The 17,449-nt window shown below is 41.4% G+C and carries 16 protein-coding genes, 1 tRNA gene and 1 pseudogene; all 18 read right to left on the minus strand.

Annotation, left to right across the window (positions count from 1 at the left end):
• Positions 1-107 precede the first annotated feature (107 nt).
• The 18 genes and pseudogenes from KFE17_05175 to KFE17_05260 all read right to left on the minus strand — a co-directional run bounded on the left by KFE17_05175 (position 108) and on the right by KFE17_05260 (position 17,283).
• The gene (locus KFE17_05175) at positions 108-1,067 is read right to left on the minus strand and encodes a hypothetical protein (protein QUO33140.1); all 960 of its coding nucleotides are present in this window, start codon (positions 1,065-1,067) and stop codon (positions 108-110) included.
• A gap of 157 nt (positions 1,068-1,224) precedes the next feature.
• Positions 1,225-1,311 (minus strand) — tRNA-Ser (locus KFE17_05180).
• Positions 1,312-1,404: 93 nt separating this feature from the next.
• Positions 1,405-2,637: an MFS transporter gene (locus KFE17_05185; protein QUO33141.1), complete on the minus strand. Its 1,233-nt coding sequence runs from the start codon at positions 2,635-2,637 to the stop codon at positions 1,405-1,407.
• A gap of 128 nt (positions 2,638-2,765) precedes the next feature.
• Positions 2,766-3,323 (minus strand): elongation factor P, encoded by a 558-nt coding sequence (gene efp / locus KFE17_05190; protein ID QUO33142.1) that lies wholly within the window; start codon positions 3,321-3,323, stop codon positions 2,766-2,768.
• Positions 3,324-3,492: 169 nt separating this feature from the next.
• A complete protein-coding gene (locus KFE17_05195; protein ID QUO33143.1) occupies positions 3,493-4,260 on the minus strand; it encodes a type I 3-dehydroquinate dehydratase in 768 nt (255 codons plus the stop codon).
• A 41-nt stretch (positions 4,261-4,301) separates the two neighbouring features.
• Complete coding sequence (locus KFE17_05200) at positions 4,302-4,808, minus strand: YqeG family HAD IIIA-type phosphatase (protein ID QUO33144.1); 507 nt, start codon at positions 4,806-4,808, stop codon at positions 4,302-4,304.
• A complete protein-coding gene (locus tag KFE17_05205) occupies positions 4,798-5,316 on the minus strand; it encodes a shikimate kinase (GenBank protein QUO33145.1) in 519 nt (172 codons plus the stop codon). Before KFE17_05205 ends, KFE17_05200 begins: the two co-directional genes overlap by 11 nt.
• A 115-nt stretch (positions 5,317-5,431) precedes the next feature.
• Positions 5,432-6,184, minus strand: a complete 753-nt coding sequence (locus KFE17_05210) for an N-acetylmuramoyl-L-alanine amidase (protein ID QUO33146.1) — start codon at positions 6,182-6,184, stop codon at positions 5,432-5,434.
• A gap of 207 nt (positions 6,185-6,391) precedes the next feature.
• Positions 6,392-7,843, minus strand: coding sequence for an IMP dehydrogenase (guaB, locus tag KFE17_05215; protein QUO33147.1), 1,452 nt, complete (start codon positions 7,841-7,843; stop codon positions 6,392-6,394).
• A gap of 89 nt (positions 7,844-7,932) precedes the next feature.
• Positions 7,933-8,421 carry a hypothetical protein gene (locus tag KFE17_05220; GenBank protein QUO33148.1) on the minus strand — a complete coding sequence of 163 codons (489 nt, stop codon included), beginning with the start codon at positions 8,419-8,421 and terminating at the stop codon, positions 7,933-7,935.
• Positions 8,422-8,463: 42 nt separating this feature from the next.
• Positions 8,464-9,186 (minus strand): gamma-glutamyl-gamma-aminobutyrate hydrolase family protein, encoded by a 723-nt coding sequence (locus tag KFE17_05225; protein QUO33149.1) that lies wholly within the window; start codon positions 9,184-9,186, stop codon positions 8,464-8,466.
• Position 9,187: 1 nt separating this feature from the next.
• Positions 9,188-10,810, minus strand: coding sequence for a chaperonin GroEL (groL, locus tag KFE17_05230; GenBank protein ID QUO33150.1), 1,623 nt, complete (start codon positions 10,808-10,810; stop codon positions 9,188-9,190).
• A gap of 83 nt (positions 10,811-10,893) precedes the next feature.
• Positions 10,894-11,178 carry a co-chaperone GroES gene (gene groES, locus KFE17_05235; GenBank protein QUO33151.1) on the minus strand — a complete coding sequence of 95 codons (285 nt, stop codon included), beginning with the start codon at positions 11,176-11,178 and terminating at the stop codon, positions 10,894-10,896.
• Positions 11,179-11,286: 108 nt separating this feature from the next.
• On the minus strand, positions 11,287-11,604 hold the full coding sequence (locus KFE17_05240) for a hypothetical protein (protein ID QUO33152.1): 318 nt from the start codon (positions 11,602-11,604) through the stop codon (positions 11,287-11,289).
• Positions 11,605-11,688: 84 nt separating this feature from the next.
• Positions 11,689-12,474, minus strand: a complete 786-nt coding sequence (gene codY / locus KFE17_05245; GenBank protein ID QUO33153.1) for a GTP-sensing pleiotropic transcriptional regulator CodY — start codon at positions 12,472-12,474, stop codon at positions 11,689-11,691.
• A gap of 85 nt (positions 12,475-12,559) precedes the next feature.
• Positions 12,560-14,632 (minus strand): type I DNA topoisomerase, encoded by a 2,073-nt coding sequence (gene topA / locus KFE17_05250; protein ID QUO33154.1) that lies wholly within the window; start codon positions 14,630-14,632, stop codon positions 12,560-12,562.
• A gap of 24 nt (positions 14,633-14,656) precedes the next feature.
• On the minus strand, positions 14,657-15,745 hold the full coding sequence (gene dprA, locus KFE17_05255; GenBank protein ID QUO33155.1) for a DNA-processing protein DprA: 1,089 nt from the start codon (positions 15,743-15,745) through the stop codon (positions 14,657-14,659).
• Positions 15,742-17,283 (minus strand): annotated as a pseudogene (locus tag KFE17_05260) (YifB family Mg chelatase-like AAA ATPase). The gene dprA and the pseudogene KFE17_05260 overlap by 4 nt, the downstream one beginning before the upstream one ends.
• Between the last annotated feature and the right edge of the window lie 166 nt (positions 17,284-17,449).

Genomic DNA, 17,449 nt, shown 5'->3' on the forward strand with positions numbered 1-17,449 from the left:
ATTCATTATAATGACAAAAAGGGTATCGCAAAATCATTAAGCGATACCCTTTTTCATCTTTATAAAAGTTTCAGATGAAATATTCTTCTTTCTAATTTAAAAATCTGTTAGACGAACAGAGCTTCTTCTGCTTCTTCCGGAAGTACTTCTGTCTCTTCTGCGGAAGCACTTATGGCATACTCTGTCTGCACATTCTGAGAAATAAACGGAATCGGACGATCTGTCATCTTACAGTAGAAAATTGTTCCTGCTGCACCAAGCGCAATCAGGATTAAAATTACAAGAATGATGACCGGAGCCTTTGATCCGCGGCTTTCATCCTCATCTTCTACTGAAAGCAGTTCATCATAACCGCGTTTCATTTCTTCTTCCCGTTTCTGACGCACTTCCTTCGGCGGAATATTGGAATATGTCTGCTGTGATGTCTTCTGTTTTGGAGCACGTTCTCTTGGAAGCTCTTCTGTCGTTCTCTTTGGCTGTGGTTTCTTTGCCGGTGCCGGTTTTGTCTTTCTTACCGGACGTTCTTCTTCCTCTTCTGCAACTGCTTTTACCGGTGCCGGTCTCTTCGCAGGTGCTTTCTTAGCTGCTCCTCTACGATCTTCTTCGCTTCTCTTCGCAGGCGCTTTCTTAACCGGAGCAGCTGTGCGCTGTTTCGCTCCTTCTTTTTCTGAGGCAATGCTCTCTTCTCTTTTCTTAACAGGAGCATTCTCGGCAAGAGTTTCTTTCTCTTCTGCTCTCTTTGGTTCTTTCCTCGGCGCTGCCGGTGTCTTCTCAGCAGAATTCTTCGCTGCCGGTCTCGCCGTTCTTACTGCTTCTCCTTCAGCATTTCCTTGCATATTCTTCTCTTCCGATGCCTTTGGCTGAGCCTTCTCCTGATCGTCTTTTTGCTTCACAGAAGCTCTGGCTGCTGCTTTCTCCGCCTGTTTTGCACGCTGTTTATCTAAGTTCCACTTTTTCTTACAGTCTGTACAAATTGCAAATTGATTATATATTGCCTCGCCGTTCTCATCGACTGAAACTTTTTCATCACGGATCAAAAGATCTTTTCCGCATTTAGGACATTTCATAAATGGTTACCTCTTTTCTCTTGTATTTCAAAATTATCTGCATTTTAAGATATTATAGCATAAATTATCTCAGAAGTAAAAGAGCGATTATTGGAAATTTGTGTGAATTTATATGAATTAAGATAATCTTTAGAAATGCGCTGATAAAATAAGAAAACGCTGCAGGAGGGATTTGAACCCCCGTGTCCTTAATGGAACCAACGGATTTCGAGACCGAGCCAATAAGCCTCTCTGGCACTGCAGCGTACTTCTATAGTATAACAAAGCTTCCGGTAAAATAAAAGTGTTAATTTAAATATATTCACAAAATATATTTCGTCTTGTGAAAGGTAACCGATTATTCCTGTTGCTGTGCATCATAATTTAAAAATTCTCTCACAGTCGGATGTACCACAAGAAATCTCACTATCCCAACAGACAGCAAAACACTTATCAAAATAATAATCTGCGGCTTCCAAATTTCTCCCAGCAGGCCTCCAACAAAATTTCCTAATGGTGAGATTGCCATTCCAAGTGTTGTCTTCATAGCTGATACCTTTCCTCTTTTATCCGCAGGAGTTCTCTGCATTACCGTTGCATTCATAATCATATTAAATACAATCTGAAATACAAATGCTCCGAAAAACAGCAGGAGAATCATCCAAAACCGCTCACACAACACTGCAACCCCTATCATTCCGATAAATGAAAATAAAGCAGTCTGATAGCAGGCATATTTTTGATATGCCTTCAGTGTTATCATAGACAGCACAAACATTCCCGTCAGCACGCCTACGCTTTGAACCGCACTCAAAATACCGTATTTTGTTATCCCCAACTGTGGACTTTCTGCAAACCAGGGAATGATCAGCACTCTGATAATTCCAAATAAAAAATTAACACTGAAAGACATGGCAATTACCCGAATCATTCCTTCATACTTCATCACAAAATAAATACCGTCTTTAAAATCCTGAAGGAGAGTGCCTTTTCGTGCTTTCTTGTCAATATGCGGAATCTGAATCAATAACTCTGTACCTGCCGAAATAAGATAGGAAATACCATTTATAAAGAACATAAACGCTGCTCCCAAAAGTGAATAGACTGCTCCTCCTAAAGACTGCCCGAAAATATCTGCTCCTGTTGTTGCCATTTGATATACCGAATTTGCTCTCATAAGATTTTCATCCGAAACAATATCCGGGATAGAAGATTCAACTGCCGGATTAAAAAACGCTGCACAAATCCCATCCAGAATTGCCACCAACATTAACATCCAAATTTGCAGAACTCCCGCTTTCAGGGCAATCGTTACCAAAAGAATGCTCACACCTCTGACTAAATCACCGAGAACAATCAATTTCTTTCTATCCGTTCGATCCACAACTACTCCAAGCATCGGTCCCAAAATTACTCTTGGAAGCGTAATCAGAGCCATATTAATTCCCATTACCGCTGTTGATCCTGTCAATTCCAACACAAAAAAATTCAATGCAATCCCATAAAATGCATCACCAAGAGCAGATACGAACTGTCCCTGGCACAGTAAAAAGAAATTACGATTCCATAATCTTTTTTGACTTTTTTCCATTCTCCACCTTCCTTCCTTTGTTCTCCCCATAAGAACACGCGCCAGACTCATCAAGAACCAAAAAACCAGCAGGTATTTTGCCTGCTGGTCGTCTTTTACACAATCATTCCAAATTTTTAAAACGATTATTATACTCTTGATAAGTATTCTTCTGTACGAGTATCGATCTTTAATTTATCTCCGATCTCTACAAATAACGGAACCATAACCTGAGCGCCTGTCTCAACGATTGCTGGTTTTGTAGCGCCTGTTGCTGTATCACCTTTTACACCCGGCTCTGTTTCTGTTACTTCCAGTTCAACGAACAGCGGCGGCTCTACTGCAAATACATTTCCTTTATGAGAACAGATCTTAACCATCTCATTCTCTTTAACAAACTTCAGTGTATCACCGATTACATCTGAGTTCAGAGCGATCTGATCGTAGTTCTCTACATCCATGAAGTGATATAATTCACCGTCTGAATACAGATACTGCATATCTTTTCTTTCGATATGAGCTTTCGGGAACTTCTCTGTTGGTCTGAATGTCTTCTCAACAATTCCTCCACTGATAATATTTTTTAATTTTGTTCTAACGAACGCTGCACCTTTACCTGGTTTCACGTGCTGGAATTCAATAATCTGGTATATATTTCCTTCCATTTCGATGGTAACACCATTTCTGAAATCTCCTGCTGAAATCATTGTAATCCTCCTTAATATCAGCCCGAACATCTATCAGGCCATTTACAAATTTTGTTCCATTCACTTCTATTAATTTTATAATAAGTTCTGCAAGATTTCAACTATATTTTTCAGTTTGTACTCTTTTTTCCAAGAAAAATATCCTTATATGCCTTTTTTCTGTTAGAACTTACTCAGATTTCATGCTTTTGTGGAGCGTTTCAAGCATATATTTCATTTTTGTTGCCTCTATCTGCCCCGGCGCTGATGCGATCTTTGCCGATGCAAATGTAATTGCCGATCCTGAAAACTCTCCGCAAATTCTGCTGATACTTCCCATTGCTCCCATAGACATTGTAATAATCGGGCAGGACAGTTCTTCATTGCACCGCAGCGATGCTCCCATAAGCGTAATAACATCCTGCATCGATTGAGGCATAACTGCAATCTTCGCCATATCCGCTCCCATCCTCTGCATGCAGGTAAGTCTTCTTACCAGCTCTGCTTCAGAAGGTGTTGCTGAAAAGTCATGATTGGACATAATAACTTTTTTTCCATTTACATGTGCAGCTTCTACAATCTGTTCGACAATCTTTTCGTTTCGAAATGCCTCCACATCCAACAAGTCAATTGCTTCACAGCCAGCCATTGCAAGACTTAACGTGCCATACATTTCCTCATCAATCTCGCTGGCGCCACCTTCATATCCCGTACGAAAGGTAAAAAGAACAGGCATTTCTCCAAGAATTTTGCGGAGTTTCTCTGCAATCTGCTTCATTTTATCAATATCTTCCCACTCTTTATACCAGTCCGCTCTCCATTCTGCCAGATCTGCCGGAAGATCGCCAAGCTGCTTTGCCTGGCACAGAATCTCTTCTTCTGTTTTTCCGACAATCGGGACACAGATTTTAGGAATCCCGGTTCCGAACGTCACATTTCTTACTGTAATTTCTTTCATATTCTTCTCTGCTTTCTCGCTCTTTTTCTGCTGGATATTTCTTATTGTCCTTTCTTACGTTCCTTCAAATAAAAATGAAGAACAATCTTTTCCAGGTAACGCTTTAGGACAATCTGAATCTCTTCCTTCGGATTCATTGGTTTTACAAGAATATTATGCATTCCGGCTCTCTTTGCTCCCCAGACATCCGTAAAAAGCTGATCCCCAATAAAAATAGTATTATCAAGATTGGTACTCATCATTTCCATTGCTTTTATATAATTTTTTGTCGAAGGCTTATGCGCGTTATAAATATACTGCGTCTGAATCTCTTCATTAAACATCTTTACCCGCGGTTCTTTATTATTTGAAATCAGACATGTCTGAAAGCCAATTTCTCTCAGGCGGACAAATAATTTCTTCGCTCTCTCATCAGCCGGTGCACCGTGCGGCACAAGTGTATTGTCAATATCAAAGATGACTCCCCGATACCCTTCTTCATATAATTTTTCAAATGGCACCGCATAAGTTGATACCATATAATTTTCCGGAAAAAATCTATTTAACATTTCTGTAGTCCCTTCTTTTAAGTATTTCTCTGCAAATCTGCTCCGTTGTCTTCCCCTCAATTGAAACAATCACGTCCGCAGCTGCTTGATATCGGCTATTGCGCTGCTCCAGAAGCACCCGAATCCCTTCTACTGACTTATTTTGTTCCAGCAAAGGTCTGTGATGACTATTCTTTACCCGTTCAAAGATTGTCTCCGGTGTCGCACTTAGAAGAAATACAGTTCCGCTTTCTTTCAATAGTTCCACATTACAGGTGCGAAGCACGGTTCCACCCCCGCAGGAAATTACAATATTTTCTTTTGCCCTGAGTTCCCGTAACAATTCTGTCTCCCGTTCCCGGAAATATTCTTCTCCTTCTGCCTCAAAAATCTCCGGGATTGTTCTCCCTTCTCTGCGCTCAATCTCCGTATCTGTATCCAGAACTTCCAGTCCAAACACTCGTTCCAAACACTTAGATACTGTTGTTTTTCCGGTTCCCATGAAACCGGTTAGAATTATATTGTTCATTTTCAATCACCCGATCTTTTCTCTTCGCAAAATTCCGGAACTTTTCCAGAGTTCTTTGTTTCTGCCTATTATAACAAAACTTTTATCTTTGCTCAACTCTCTTTTTCTTCTTAATTTACTGCTGTTCTGTCGTATTGCTGATTGCCGTCTTCACATCTTCCCGAAATGCTTCCCACACCTTTTCATGTTCCACAAAATATTTCGGACAATTTTTCCCTGTTACATCGTAATGACGAATCACATCCTGTTCTGTTAACCCAAATTTTGTACAGAGCCACGCTGTCAGCCGTACAACGGATGCATATGTTTCTTCGGTAAACTTTCCGCTATCATCCGGATGACAACATTCTATCGATACCGTATCATGGTTTCTTTCATTAGAAGCATAGGCAATTTCCCAGGAAGGAACACACTGCACAATTTCTCCTTTCAACCCCACAATAAAATGACTACTGGCCTGTGTTTCTTTCGAATCTTTTAATCCATTAAAATAATTCCGATTCTGCTGCGCTGTAGAACCTGGATTTGCCGTGTAATGAATCACAATCCCGGTAATCGCATCACTTGGCGTCCCTGGTCTGGAATATTCGTTAATATCAAGAAGCTGTACATCTATCTCCGGTTCTTCTCCCGTCAGCTCTTTCTCCGAAATATGATATCCTTCTCTGTTCAGATCCAGAACTTTCCAAGAGCATCCAAACAGTCCCAGCAACTTTCTTCCGAGGAAAAACACAAACAATACTGCCAGAATTATGATCCCTGCATGAATATAACAACGGATTCGCCTCTCATATAATGATCTTTCGCTTCTGTTCCTTTTGCCAAATCTATTTCTTCTTTGCTTTCGTTTATATTGTCTGCTGTTCATAACATTTTTTCACCCTTTGTTTTGTTCTGTTGTTATTCTAGCATATTTTCATCCGATACTTCTTTATAACTCATAATAAAATTCTTAATAATTTCAAAAGAATCGCTAATTTTCACACGAAGCTTATTTTTTATCACATAGGATCCCGGAGGAATTTCCTCTGTAATAAAAAACAGGATTCCGAAGAATCCTGTTTTCCCTGTTCTATTAATTGCTGCTATAGTTTGGAGCTTCTTTTGTGATCTGGATATCATGCGGATGACTTTCTTTCAGAGATGCCGCTGAAATCTTCACAAACTGTCCACGCTCTTTTAATTCTTCAATCGTAGGTGTACCGCAATATCCCATACCGGAACGCAGACCGCCCATTAACTGGAATACAGTATCTTCTACTGTTCCTTTATAAGCCACACGACCTTCTACACCTTCCGGAACAAGCTTCTTCGCGTCTGCCTGGAAATAACGATCTTTACTTCCGTTCTCCATTGCAGCGATTGATCCCATACCACGATATACTTTATATTTTCTTCCCTGATATAATTCAAATGTTCCAGGACTCTCATCACATCCGGCAAAAATACTTCCCATCATGCAGACATTGGCACCTGCTGCGATTGCTTTTGTCATATCTCCTGAATACTTAATACCACCATCAGCAATAATCGGAATACCGTATTCTTTTGCTGCTGCGTAGCAATCCATAATTGCAGACACCTGCGGAACACCGATACCTGCAACAACACGAGTGGTACAAATAGATCCAGGTCCGATGCCGACTTTTACTGCATCTACACCGGCTTCGATCAGTGCTCTTGTTGCCTCACCTGTTGCTACATTTCCTGCGATGACCTGGAGATCCGGATAAGCTTCCTTAATCATCTTCACAGAACGGATTACATTCGCAGAATGTCCGTGTGCAGAGTCCAGTACAATCACATCTACATGTGCCTTTACCAATGCTTCTACACGCTCTAAACAATTTGCTGTAATACCAACTGCTGCTCCACAAAGCAGACGTCCCTGATCATCTTTCGCAGACAGTGGATATTTAATCTGTTTTTCAATATCTTTAATAGTAATTAAGCCTTTCAGATTAAAATCTTTATCTACAATCGGAAGTTTCTCTTTTCTTGCCTTCGCAAGAATTCTCTTTGCTTCATCCAAAGTTGTTCCTTCCAGCGCTGTAATCAGTCCTTCAGAAGTCATGGATTCTTTGATTTTCTTTGTAAAATCTTCTTCGAATTTTAAATCACGGTTTGTAATAATTCCAACTAATTTCTTACCTTCGGTAATCGGCACACCTGAAATACGATATTTTGCCATCAATTCATTCGCATCTGCAAGTGTATGTTCCGGTGACAGTGAGAACGGATCTGTAATAACGCCATTCTCTGATCTTTTTACTTTATCTACTTCATCTGCCTGCGCCTCAATGCTCATATTCTTATGGATAATTCCAATACCACCCTGACGAGCCATTGCAATTGCCATACGGTGTTCTGTAACAGTATCCATTCCAGCGCTCATCATTGGAATGTTCAAACAGATTTTCTTTGTTAAATTAGTGGTAACATCAACCTGGTTCGGAATTACCTCTGAATATGCCGGTACCAGAAGAACATCATCAAATGTAATACCCTCTCCGATTATTTTTCCCATGATTTAAATCCTCCTTCGTCTCTCTTTTGTGATAAATATTTAAAAAGGATATTAACAAAATTAATAATTAATGTCAATACCCTTTCCAGCTACATAATAACTTTTCTAGGTGCAATCATTCTGATTCCATCAAGAATGGTCTTATTCGGTTCAAAGATAATTCTATGCTTTTCACCTTCGCTTACAAGAATCATCTCATATTTCTTATGATCCGGACAATTAGAACTGAAATCTTTTGCTTTCAGATTTGCAAATGGTCTTAATTCCGGTGCTCCCTGTGGTGCGATCACTTCGAGATCTCTCATATTACAGGAAAATACTTTTTTTCGCTTCGTCTTAGCCATGATCTTATCAATGTCCAGCTCTCCGTTCACATATAAGTATTCAAATTCAAGATTCACGCTGCGATGCACGAAATATGTGAGCGCTCCCAGCGCTGCCGTAATCAACAGACCAAATGGCAAAATTAACATAGAAAGAACTGATATAATCGTAAACGCTCCACAGACAGATACTAGAAGTATGCTTGTGATCGGTGTTTTCCGTCGTATCAGCTGTTCTGTATAAAAGTCACTCATTGAAACTTCCTCCGCTGTTATTTACCGCCATGCGGTTTGATATTAGTATATCATAGATTTCTTTACAAAATCAATATAGTACGCAAATAAACCAGAAAAATCATGCTTCTCTTCCCATTTGTACTTTCCGGTCATTCGTTCAGGATGAAATTGAACGCCAAAGACCGGCTCTTGTTCATGTTCCCACGCCTCAATCAGCTGACCATTCTCTGACCATGCTGTTGGACGCAGTCCTTCTCCAAGTTTGCAGATTCCTTGATGATGCGTACTATTTACTTGAACCTGTTCCCCATAAAGCTCACCGAGAATACTATTTCTGTCACACGTAATATCATGGAGAAGATGCGGCACCATATGAAACCAGCCTTTCTGCACCGTCATATCCTGATACAGGCTGCCTCCATAATACACATTTAACAATTGAAATCCCCGACAGATTCCAAAAATCGGCTTCTCTCTTCTGCGAAATGCTTCTATAAGCGCATATTCATTGTCTGTTCTTGCCGGGTCCAGTTTTACACTGGCATTCAGCTTCGCTTCTCCGAACAGTTCCGGCTCAATATCATCTCCGCCAGATAACAACAGTCCGTCACACACCTCTGCCAACTCTTCTGCATTTTGTTCTGCTGACAGCACCGGTACACCGCCTGCTGCTGAAACAGCATCTCCATATGCTCTTGAAAGACGCAGTTCACGAACTGCGCCTTTCAATTTCATCTCATTTTCATTGGAAGCCGACGATATTAAGATCACTGGCTTTCTCATATTACATCATACCCATTCCCGGAGCGCCTGCTGGCATTGCCGGTGTCTCTTCTTTAATATTTGCTACAACAGATTCTGTTGTTAATAATGTAGATGCTACACTTGTTGCATTCTGAAGTGCACTTCTTGTTACTTTAGCCGGATCCAGAATACCTGCTTTTACCATATCTACATATTCTTCTTTATATGCATCAAAACCTGTTCCCGGTTCGCTTTCTCTTACTCTGTTAATAATTACAGCGCCTTCTAATCCGGCATTTGCTGCAATATGGAATAATGGAGCCTCCAGAGCTTTCAGAACAACATTTGCACCTGTTCTTTCATCTCCTGATAATGTCTCTGCCAGTTTTGAAACTTCTTTTGATGCATGGATATAAGCGGAACCGCCGCCTGCGATAATTCCTTCTTCTACTGCTGCTCTTGTTGCTGCAAGCGCATCTTCCATACGAAGTTTTGCTTCTTTCATTTCTGTTTCTGTTGCAGCTCCTACGCGGATTACAGCTACTCCACCTGCCATCTTTGCAAGTCTTTCCTGTAATTTTTCTTTATCAAATTCAGATGTTGTCTCTTCAATCTGTGCTTTCATCTGTGCGATCCGTGCGTTGATTGCTTCTTTCTCTCCGCATCCGTCTACGATCACTGTATTTTCTTTCTGCACTTTAACAGATTTTGCACGTCCAAGCTGATCAAGTGTTGTCTCTTTCAGATCAAGTCCAAGTTCATCAGAGATTACCTGACCACCTGTCAGAATTGCGATATCTTCAAGCATTGCTTTTCTTCTGTCGCCATATCCCGGAGCCTTTACTGCCACTACATTAAATGTTCCGCGCAGTTTATTTACAATTAATGTTGTAAGCGCTTCACCTTCTACATCTTCTGCAATAATCAGAAGTTTTGCTCCTGACTGTACAACCTGTTCTAACAACGGAAGGATATCCTGAATATTGGAAATCTTCTTATCTGTGATCAGGATATATGGATCTTCCAGTGTTGCTTCCATTTTCTCCATATCCGTTGCCATGTATGCAGAAATATATCCTCTGTCGAACTGCATACCTTCTACAAGATCCAGCTCTGTCTTCATTGTTTTAGATTCTTCAATTGTAATGACGCCATCGTTAGAAACTTTTTCCATTGCGTCTGCAACCATCTGGCCAACTTCATCGTCAGAAGCAGAAATTGCTGCTACTCTTGCAATCTGATCTTTGCCGTTTACTTTGCTGCTCATCTTTGCAATCGCTTCTACAGCTGTCTCTGTCGCTTTTTTCATTCCCTTTCTTAAAATGATCGGGTTAGCTCCTGCTGCCAGGTTCTTCATTCCTTCATGAACCATTGCCTGTGCAAGTACTGTTGCTGTTGTTGTACCATCTCCTGCTACATCGTTTGTTTTAGATGCAACTTCACGAATCAGCTGTGCACCCATATTTTCAAATGCATCTTCAAGCTCGATTTCTTTTGCAATTGTTACACCATCATTTGTAATCAGCGGAGCGCCGAAAGATTTGTCTAAAACAACATTTCTTCCTTTTGGTCCCAATGTTACTCTTACTGTATTTGCAAGCTGATTTACACCTGCTTCTAATGCTGCTCTTGCGTCTGCTCCAAATTTAATTTCCTTTGCCACGGTAAAGGCCTCCTTTTATTCTGCATTTACATTCTGTTTTTTATTTCTATACAAATTGCTGCAATAATCTGCGATTCTGCTCCTTATTGAACTACTGCAAGAATATCGCTCTGTCTTACGATAATGTACTCTTCTTTCTCAAGCTCTACTTCTGTTCCTGCATATTTGGAATAGATTACCTGATCTCCTACCTTCACTGCCATTTCAACTTCCTTACCGTCAACAACGCCGCCCGGTCCTACTGCAACAACTTCAGCCTGCTGTGGCTTCTCTTTTGTCTGGCCAGGAAGTACAATCCCGGATTTTGTTGTCTCTTCTGCCTCTAACTGTTTTAATACAACTCTGTCACCTAAAGGTACTAATTTCATGTTGAATTCCTCCTTAATCTATTCTATTAGCACTCATTTAAAACGAGTGCTAAATTATTCTAGTAATAAAATAGCACTCTGTTTTCACTTTGTCAACCTAGTTTATGTTTATTTTATATTTTGCTCTCCATTTACCAGATAGACACCATTTTCGATTTTAAATTCCAGAATATTTCCTTCCTCACTGCAGTACCTCTCCCGGATACATCCGATCACTTCACAAAGCGTATCATTTTCCTCCAGCCGGCAGCGGTAAAGAGCATCTTGGGAAATTTCCGTCAGCATATCCTCCTTCAATAACAGATATATGCACTCACTTCTCTTCTCATACCGAAGCAGTTCACATTCGTATACCGTTTCATCAATTGCAGCATTTTCTCCAAAACTTCGCGCCATTATAAGTTGCGCCGGTCCTTTCTTGAACATCTTTGCACCTCCTCTGTTCCATAAATATCCTCAAACAAGAAAAGGGTGTCCTTTTCATATTACCCGGAACACCCTTCTCTTTCTTTATTTCAACTTCTTTTCACGCTTAATCTGTTCTAGTTCCTGGAAAATATAATCATTCACAACTCGAATATAGGTTCCTTTCATTCCAGAAGAACGAGACTCAATCACACCCGCACTTTCGAACTTGCGAAGCGCATTCACAATAACGGAGCGTGTAATACCGACTCTGTCTGCAATTTTGCTCGCTACAAGAATTCCCTCAGAACCACCAAGTTCATCAAAAATATGAATGATCGCTTCCAATTCTGAGAATGACAGCGTACTGATAGCAGACTGTACAATCTGCTCTTTGCGCGCCTCTTCTGCACTTTCTTCATTCACAGAACGAAGCATCTCAAGTCCGACAACGGTTGTTCCGTACTCACTCAGAATAATATCATCGATCTCATACAGCTCATTACATTTATACATAAAAAGCGTACCGAGGCGTTCTCCTGCAATATCAATCGGCGTAATGATTCCCTGATATCCTTTTGTACTCTCAGCAGAAAATCCCAGTGTTTCCAGATTCACATTCTCTTTCGTAGACAACACATTCAGAAGACGCTCATTCAGCATCTCATCAATATGTGTTCCTACTTCTTCTTCCAAAAGTTCCTCGATCACACCTACATTCTCGCAAAAGCTGACACCGAGTACCTTACCCTTTTTACTGATAACAAGTACATTTGACCGTAAAATCTCTGTCAGTACTTTACAGATATCATTAAACACTACCTTGCTGGAATTATTGTTGTGAAGTAATTTATTAATCTTTCTAGTTTTATCTAATAGTTGTACACTCATAACTGCCTCCATCTTCAATCCATAAACATATTCGTCTCACAAAATTTATGTTAGCACACAATTTATGCAATTTCAATGCAATTTGCTATTTATTTTCTTTTATTCCAACAAATCCACAATTTGAATTACTGCACACAACTTTACTTCCCTTTTCTGTCATATAGCTTCCACACTTCGGACATTTTTCAGAATACGGCTTCTGCCATGACATAAATTCACACTCCGGATTGTCTTCACAACCGTAATAACGCCGTCCTTTTTTTGTTTTCCGGACAACGACTTCTTTTCCACAGAGCGGACATGCGACTCCGATCTTCTCAAGATAAGGTTTCGTATTGCGGCATTCCGGAAATCCCGGACATGCCAGGAATTTCCCGTGAGGACCATATTTGATAACCATATTTCTTCCGCATTCTTCACAAATAACATCTGTTACTTCATCTTCAATCTTAACACTCTCCAACTCCTTTTCCGCCTGTTGGACAGCTGCATCCAGATCCGGATAGAAATTACTGATCACACTCTTCCACTCTACTTTCCCTTCTGCCACCATGTCAAGAAGCCCTTCCATATAAGCAGTAAAATTCACATCTACAATGCTCGGGAAGGATTGCTTCATAATATGATTGACTACATCGCCAAGCTCTGTTAAATACAGATTTTTATTTTCTTTTGCTACATAACGTCTTGCAATAATCGTAGAAATCGTCGGCGCGTATGTACTAGGCCGGCCAATTCCCAATTCTTCCAGAGCTTTTACAAGCGCAGCTTCTGTATAATGTGCCGGCGGCTGTGTAAAATGCTGTTTTGCATCCAACTGTTTCTTTGTCAGTTCCGAAGAAACATCCAGCGATTTCAGTAATACATTGTTCTCTGCCTTTTCTTCTCCGGATTCCACATAAACTTCCCGGAAACCTTCAAACGCTACTCTGGATGCAGATACTTGGAAACGGTATTCTCCCGCAGCAATTTTAACCGATGTTGTCTCAAATTTTGCCGGAGCCATACGGCTTGCTACGAATCGTTTCCAGATCAGCTGGTACAAACGGAACTGGTCTCTTGAAAGCGATTCCTTTACCGATGCCGGCGTTCTCGTCACATCAGTCGGACGGATTGCCTCATGTGCATCCTGGATTTTCTTCCCGTCTTCTTTTTTCTTCTGTCCTTCTGTTACAAATGCTTCTCCATAAACTTCAGATACATATTTTCTTGTATTTTCATCTGCTTCTTCCGATACACGGGTAGAATCTGTACGCAGATATGTGATCAGACCAACGGTTCCATTCCCTTTCAAATCAATTCCTTCATACAGCTGCTGCGCGATCCTCATTGTTTTCTGCGTTGCAAAATTCAATACTTTCGACGCTTCCTGCTGAAGTGTACTTGTTGTAAACGGTACCGGAGGTTTCTGGCTCCGTTCTCCTTTCTTCACATCTGCCACCCGGAAGGTTTCTCCTTCCACTTCTTTTACGATGCGATCCAGCTCTTCTTTTGAACGAATGGTAATCTTCTCTTTTTCTTTGCCATAAAACTTAGCCTGAAGATGCTTTCTTTCTCCTTTTACTGCGAGTTCTGCATCCAGTGTCCAATATTCTTCCGGAATAAATGCATCTATTTCTTCTTCACGATCTGCAATGATGCGAAGAGCAACGGACTGAACACGTCCTGCACTTAATCCCCTTTTTACTTTTGCCCATAATAGCGGGCTGATCCGATATCCAACGATGCGGTCCAGAGCACGTCTTGCCTGCTGTGCATCTACAAGATCCATATCAATTTCCCGCGCTTCCTTAATAGACGCTTTCACGGCACTTTTCGTAATCTCGTTAAAACTGATTCGAAACATTTTCTTATCATCCAGCTTCAGCGCTTTTGACAAATGCCATGCAATTGCTTCTCCCTCCCGGTCAGGGTCAGTTGCAAGAAATACTTTATCTGCTTTTTTTACCTCTTTACGCAGATTTGCAAGAATATCTCCTTTTCCGCGAATAGTAATATATTTAGGTTCAAAATCATGTTCTACATCGATTCCAAGCTGGCTCTTTGGGAGATCCCTCACATGTCCGTTGGACGCTGTAACAACATAATTGCTTCCCAAAAATTTTTTGATTGTTTTCACTTTCGCCGGTGACTCTACGATCACTAGATACCGTGCCATATCATATAAACCTCCTTACGGTTTCTATATACATTTTACATAATAATTTTTTGAAATTTCTTCTGCATATCCCTGCAGTGTCAGATCTGTCAATGCTCCGATTACTGTCTGAACCGGAAGCTCTGTTTCCTCTACAATCTGCTGCAGTCCTTTCTGGCAGAAGCCGAGACAACTATACACCAAATCAAGATGACTTTCAAGCTTTATTTTGGTTTCTTTTATTTTTCCATATAAATTACGACTTCCAAATTCCAGTTCTTCCAGCAATTCTTCCGGAGATAATAATATTCCGGCCCCTTGCTGTATGAGCTGATGACACCCTCTGCTCAGGCTGCTGCTAATCGGTCCCGGAAGGGCATACACATCTTTCCCCTGTTCAAGCGCCATATCTGCAGTGATCAGTGATCCGCTCTTTTGACGAGCTTCCATTACAAGAACTACATCCGACAAACCACTGATAATCCTGTTGCGTGCAGGAAAATTCTGTGGAAGTGGCGGTGTACCCGGAGGGTATTCTGAAATAATCGCTCCCCCTGTATCAAGAATATCCTGATACAGTCCTATATGTTCTCTTGGGTAACAGAGATCCACACCACATCCCAATACTGCAATTGTCTTTCCTCCCGCTTTTAAAGCCCCTCTCTGTGCTGCGCCATCTATTCCAAGCGCCATTCCACTTACGAGCAGAACACCATTCCGCGAAAGGCTGACGGCAAAGTTTTCTGCAGATTGCCGCCCATAGGCAGTACAGCTTCTGGCTCCAACTACAGCTGCGGCCGGCATTTCCTCCTCCGGGAGTTTTCCTTTTACATAAAGAAGATAGGGCGGCGCAGAAATACTTGAAAGCCGTTTTGGATATTCTTTTGTCCCCCGCCTCAGAAAATATATTTGTTTCCTGTACAGCTCCTCCAGATTTCGATTCAGTATTTCCTTATCACAGCGTTTCTGTCCGTCCCGGATTGCTAAAATCTCTTTCTCCTTCAAACAGATTCCCAGTGTATGAAACTCTTTTGTTTTATACAGCACGGCTGCTGACGGAACTGCTGAACGGATTGCGAATTTTCTCGCAGGCGAAATTCCGGGAAGTGTTCCAAACCAATATTCATATTTCATCTCAGCCCCTGCCTTCCCCAGTATTTTTTATCCAGTGTCCGGTAGCCGATAGCCTCTTTTAAATGAACAGCTCTTATCTTCTTCTCTCCTTCAAGATCTGCAATTGTTCTGGCAACCTTCAATACCTTATGGTATGTTCTTGCTGTCATTCCATATGCCTGAAATGCCTGTCCCATTAATTTTTCTTCTGCGATTCCGAGATTGCAGTATCTGTTCATGTCTCCCGGCTCCAGCAATGCATTCACATCATAAGCATTTTCTAGAAATCGCTGCTTTTGTATCTCTCTTGCTGCACAAATCCGCCTTCGCATTCTGGCAGAGTCCCGCTCTTTTGGCGTATACAGTTCTCCCCTCAAAGATTCGTAGGTAACTTTTGGGACTTCAATACAAATATCGATTCTGTCCAGAAATGGCTGGCTGATCTTTCCAAGATAATTCTGAATCTGGGCAGGTGTACACATACATCTGTTTAGATCCGGATAACATCCGCAAGGACAGGGATTCATGGCTCCGACAAGAATAAAATCTGCCGGATACACATAGGTACCCTGTGTTCTGATCAGCCGCACTTCCTTTGATTCTAACGGTTGCCGAAGGACTTACAGAACTGCTTTATCAAATTCTGCTAATTCATCCAAAAACAGAACACCTTTGTGCGCCATACTGATTTCTCCGGGCAGAGGCGTCTGTCCTCCGCCAAGCAGCGCCGGTTTGGAAGCAGTATGATGAACTTCCCGGAACGGCCTTTCTTCTATAAGCGGCTGTTCTGAAGATACCCTTCCAAGTACGCTGTAAATTTTTGTAAGCTCAATACTCTCCTCTCTTGTGAGCGGAGGCAAAATTCCCGGAATCCGCTTAGCCAGCATTGTTTTACCTGCCCCCGGCGGTCCGAGAAATAAAATATTATGTCCTCCTGCCACTGCCACCTCAATGGCGCGCTTTACTGCTTCCTGTCCCGCAATATCCGAAAAGTCCGGATAAAGTGGTCGCTGGTATAACATACATTTCTTCGCCGGAGATCTTCCCATAAGATTTTCCTCCATTACCTCCTGCAAATGCGAAAGTCCAATCACCTGAATTCCCTCAACAAGTCCCGCTTCTTCTTCATTCTCTTTCGGAACAACGCAAAGTGAAATCCCCTGTTTTTTTGCCTCATCTACAATTGGCAGAATTCCCGGTACCTTTCTGATCTCTCCATCAAGTCCAAGCTCTCCTATCCACAATAGCTCCCCTGTTTCTGCAATGGGAATCCTTATCCCCATTGCCTGAAGAACTGCTATTGCCACCGGAAGATCAAATGAAGATCCTTTTTTTCGCAGATTTGCCGGCGATAAATTCACAACAATTCTTTTAGCAGGAAGCAGATACCCGGTATGGCGAATCGCAGAGCGTACCCGCTCACTTGCTTCTTTGACTTCCGATGACAGATACCCTACCATATGAAATACCGGAAGCCCATTGCTGACATCTGCTTCTGCCTGAACAAACTTTACCCTAAGTCCATGCAGTACAGCCGTTGTCACTTTACTGAACATAATTTCAGTCAGCTCCTTTCCTGATTCTATTTTCATCTGGATGATCCGGCTGCTATAAGAACTCTCAGAAGACGTAGAATTGTCAAATTCAGAAATGTGATAAGAATCACCCGCCGGATATGAAGATATGGGTTCATATTATCATAGATTCTAATACAGTGCAATGATA

Source organism: Faecalicatena sp. Marseille-Q4148, assembly GCA_018228665.1.
In the GTDB taxonomy this organism is placed as follows: Bacteria; Bacillota; Clostridia; order Lachnospirales; family Lachnospiraceae; genus UBA9414.

Coding starts and splice junctions, on each gene's coding strand:
- efp (QUO33142.1), bottom strand. CDS start 3,323: ATGATTTCAGCAGGAGATTTCAGAAATGGTGTTACCATCGAAATGGAA.
- KFE17_05225 (QUO33149.1), bottom strand. CDS start 9,186: ATGAGAAAGCCAGTGATCTTAATATCGTCGGCTTCCAATGAAAATGAG.
- KFE17_05175 (QUO33140.1), bottom strand. CDS start 1,067: ATGAAATGTCCTAAATGCGGAAAAGATCTTTTGATCCGTGATGAAAAA.
- KFE17_05220 (QUO33148.1), bottom strand. CDS start 8,421: ATGAGTGACTTTTATACAGAACAGCTGATACGACGGAAAACACCGATC.
- KFE17_05195 (QUO33143.1), bottom strand. CDS start 4,260: ATGAAAGAAATTACAGTAAGAAATGTGACGTTCGGAACCGGGATTCCT.
- topA (QUO33154.1), bottom strand. CDS start 14,632: ATGGCACGGTATCTAGTGATCGTAGAGTCACCGGCGAAAGTGAAAACA.
- KFE17_05205 (QUO33145.1), bottom strand. CDS start 5,316: ATGAACAATATAATTCTAACCGGTTTCATGGGAACCGGAAAAACAACA.
- KFE17_05200 (QUO33144.1), bottom strand. CDS start 4,808: ATGTTAAATAGATTTTTTCCGGAAAATTATATGGTATCAACTTATGCG.
- guaB (QUO33147.1), bottom strand. CDS start 7,843: ATGGGAAAAATAATCGGAGAGGGTATTACATTTGATGATGTTCTTCTG.
- KFE17_05185 (QUO33141.1), bottom strand. CDS start 2,637: ATGGAAAAAAGTCAAAAAAGATTATGGAATCGTAATTTCTTTTTACTG.
- codY (QUO33153.1), bottom strand. CDS start 12,474: ATGAGTGTACAACTATTAGATAAAACTAGAAAGATTAATAAATTACTT.
- dprA (QUO33155.1), bottom strand. CDS start 15,745: ATGAAATATGAATATTGGTTTGGAACACTTCCCGGAATTTCGCCTGCG.
- KFE17_05240 (QUO33152.1), bottom strand. CDS start 11,604: ATGTTCAAGAAAGGACCGGCGCAACTTATAATGGCGCGAAGTTTTGGA.
- groES (QUO33151.1), bottom strand. CDS start 11,178: ATGAAATTAGTACCTTTAGGTGACAGAGTTGTATTAAAACAGTTAGAG.
- KFE17_05210 (QUO33146.1), bottom strand. CDS start 6,184: ATGAACAGCAGACAATATAAACGAAAGCAAAGAAGAAATAGATTTGGC.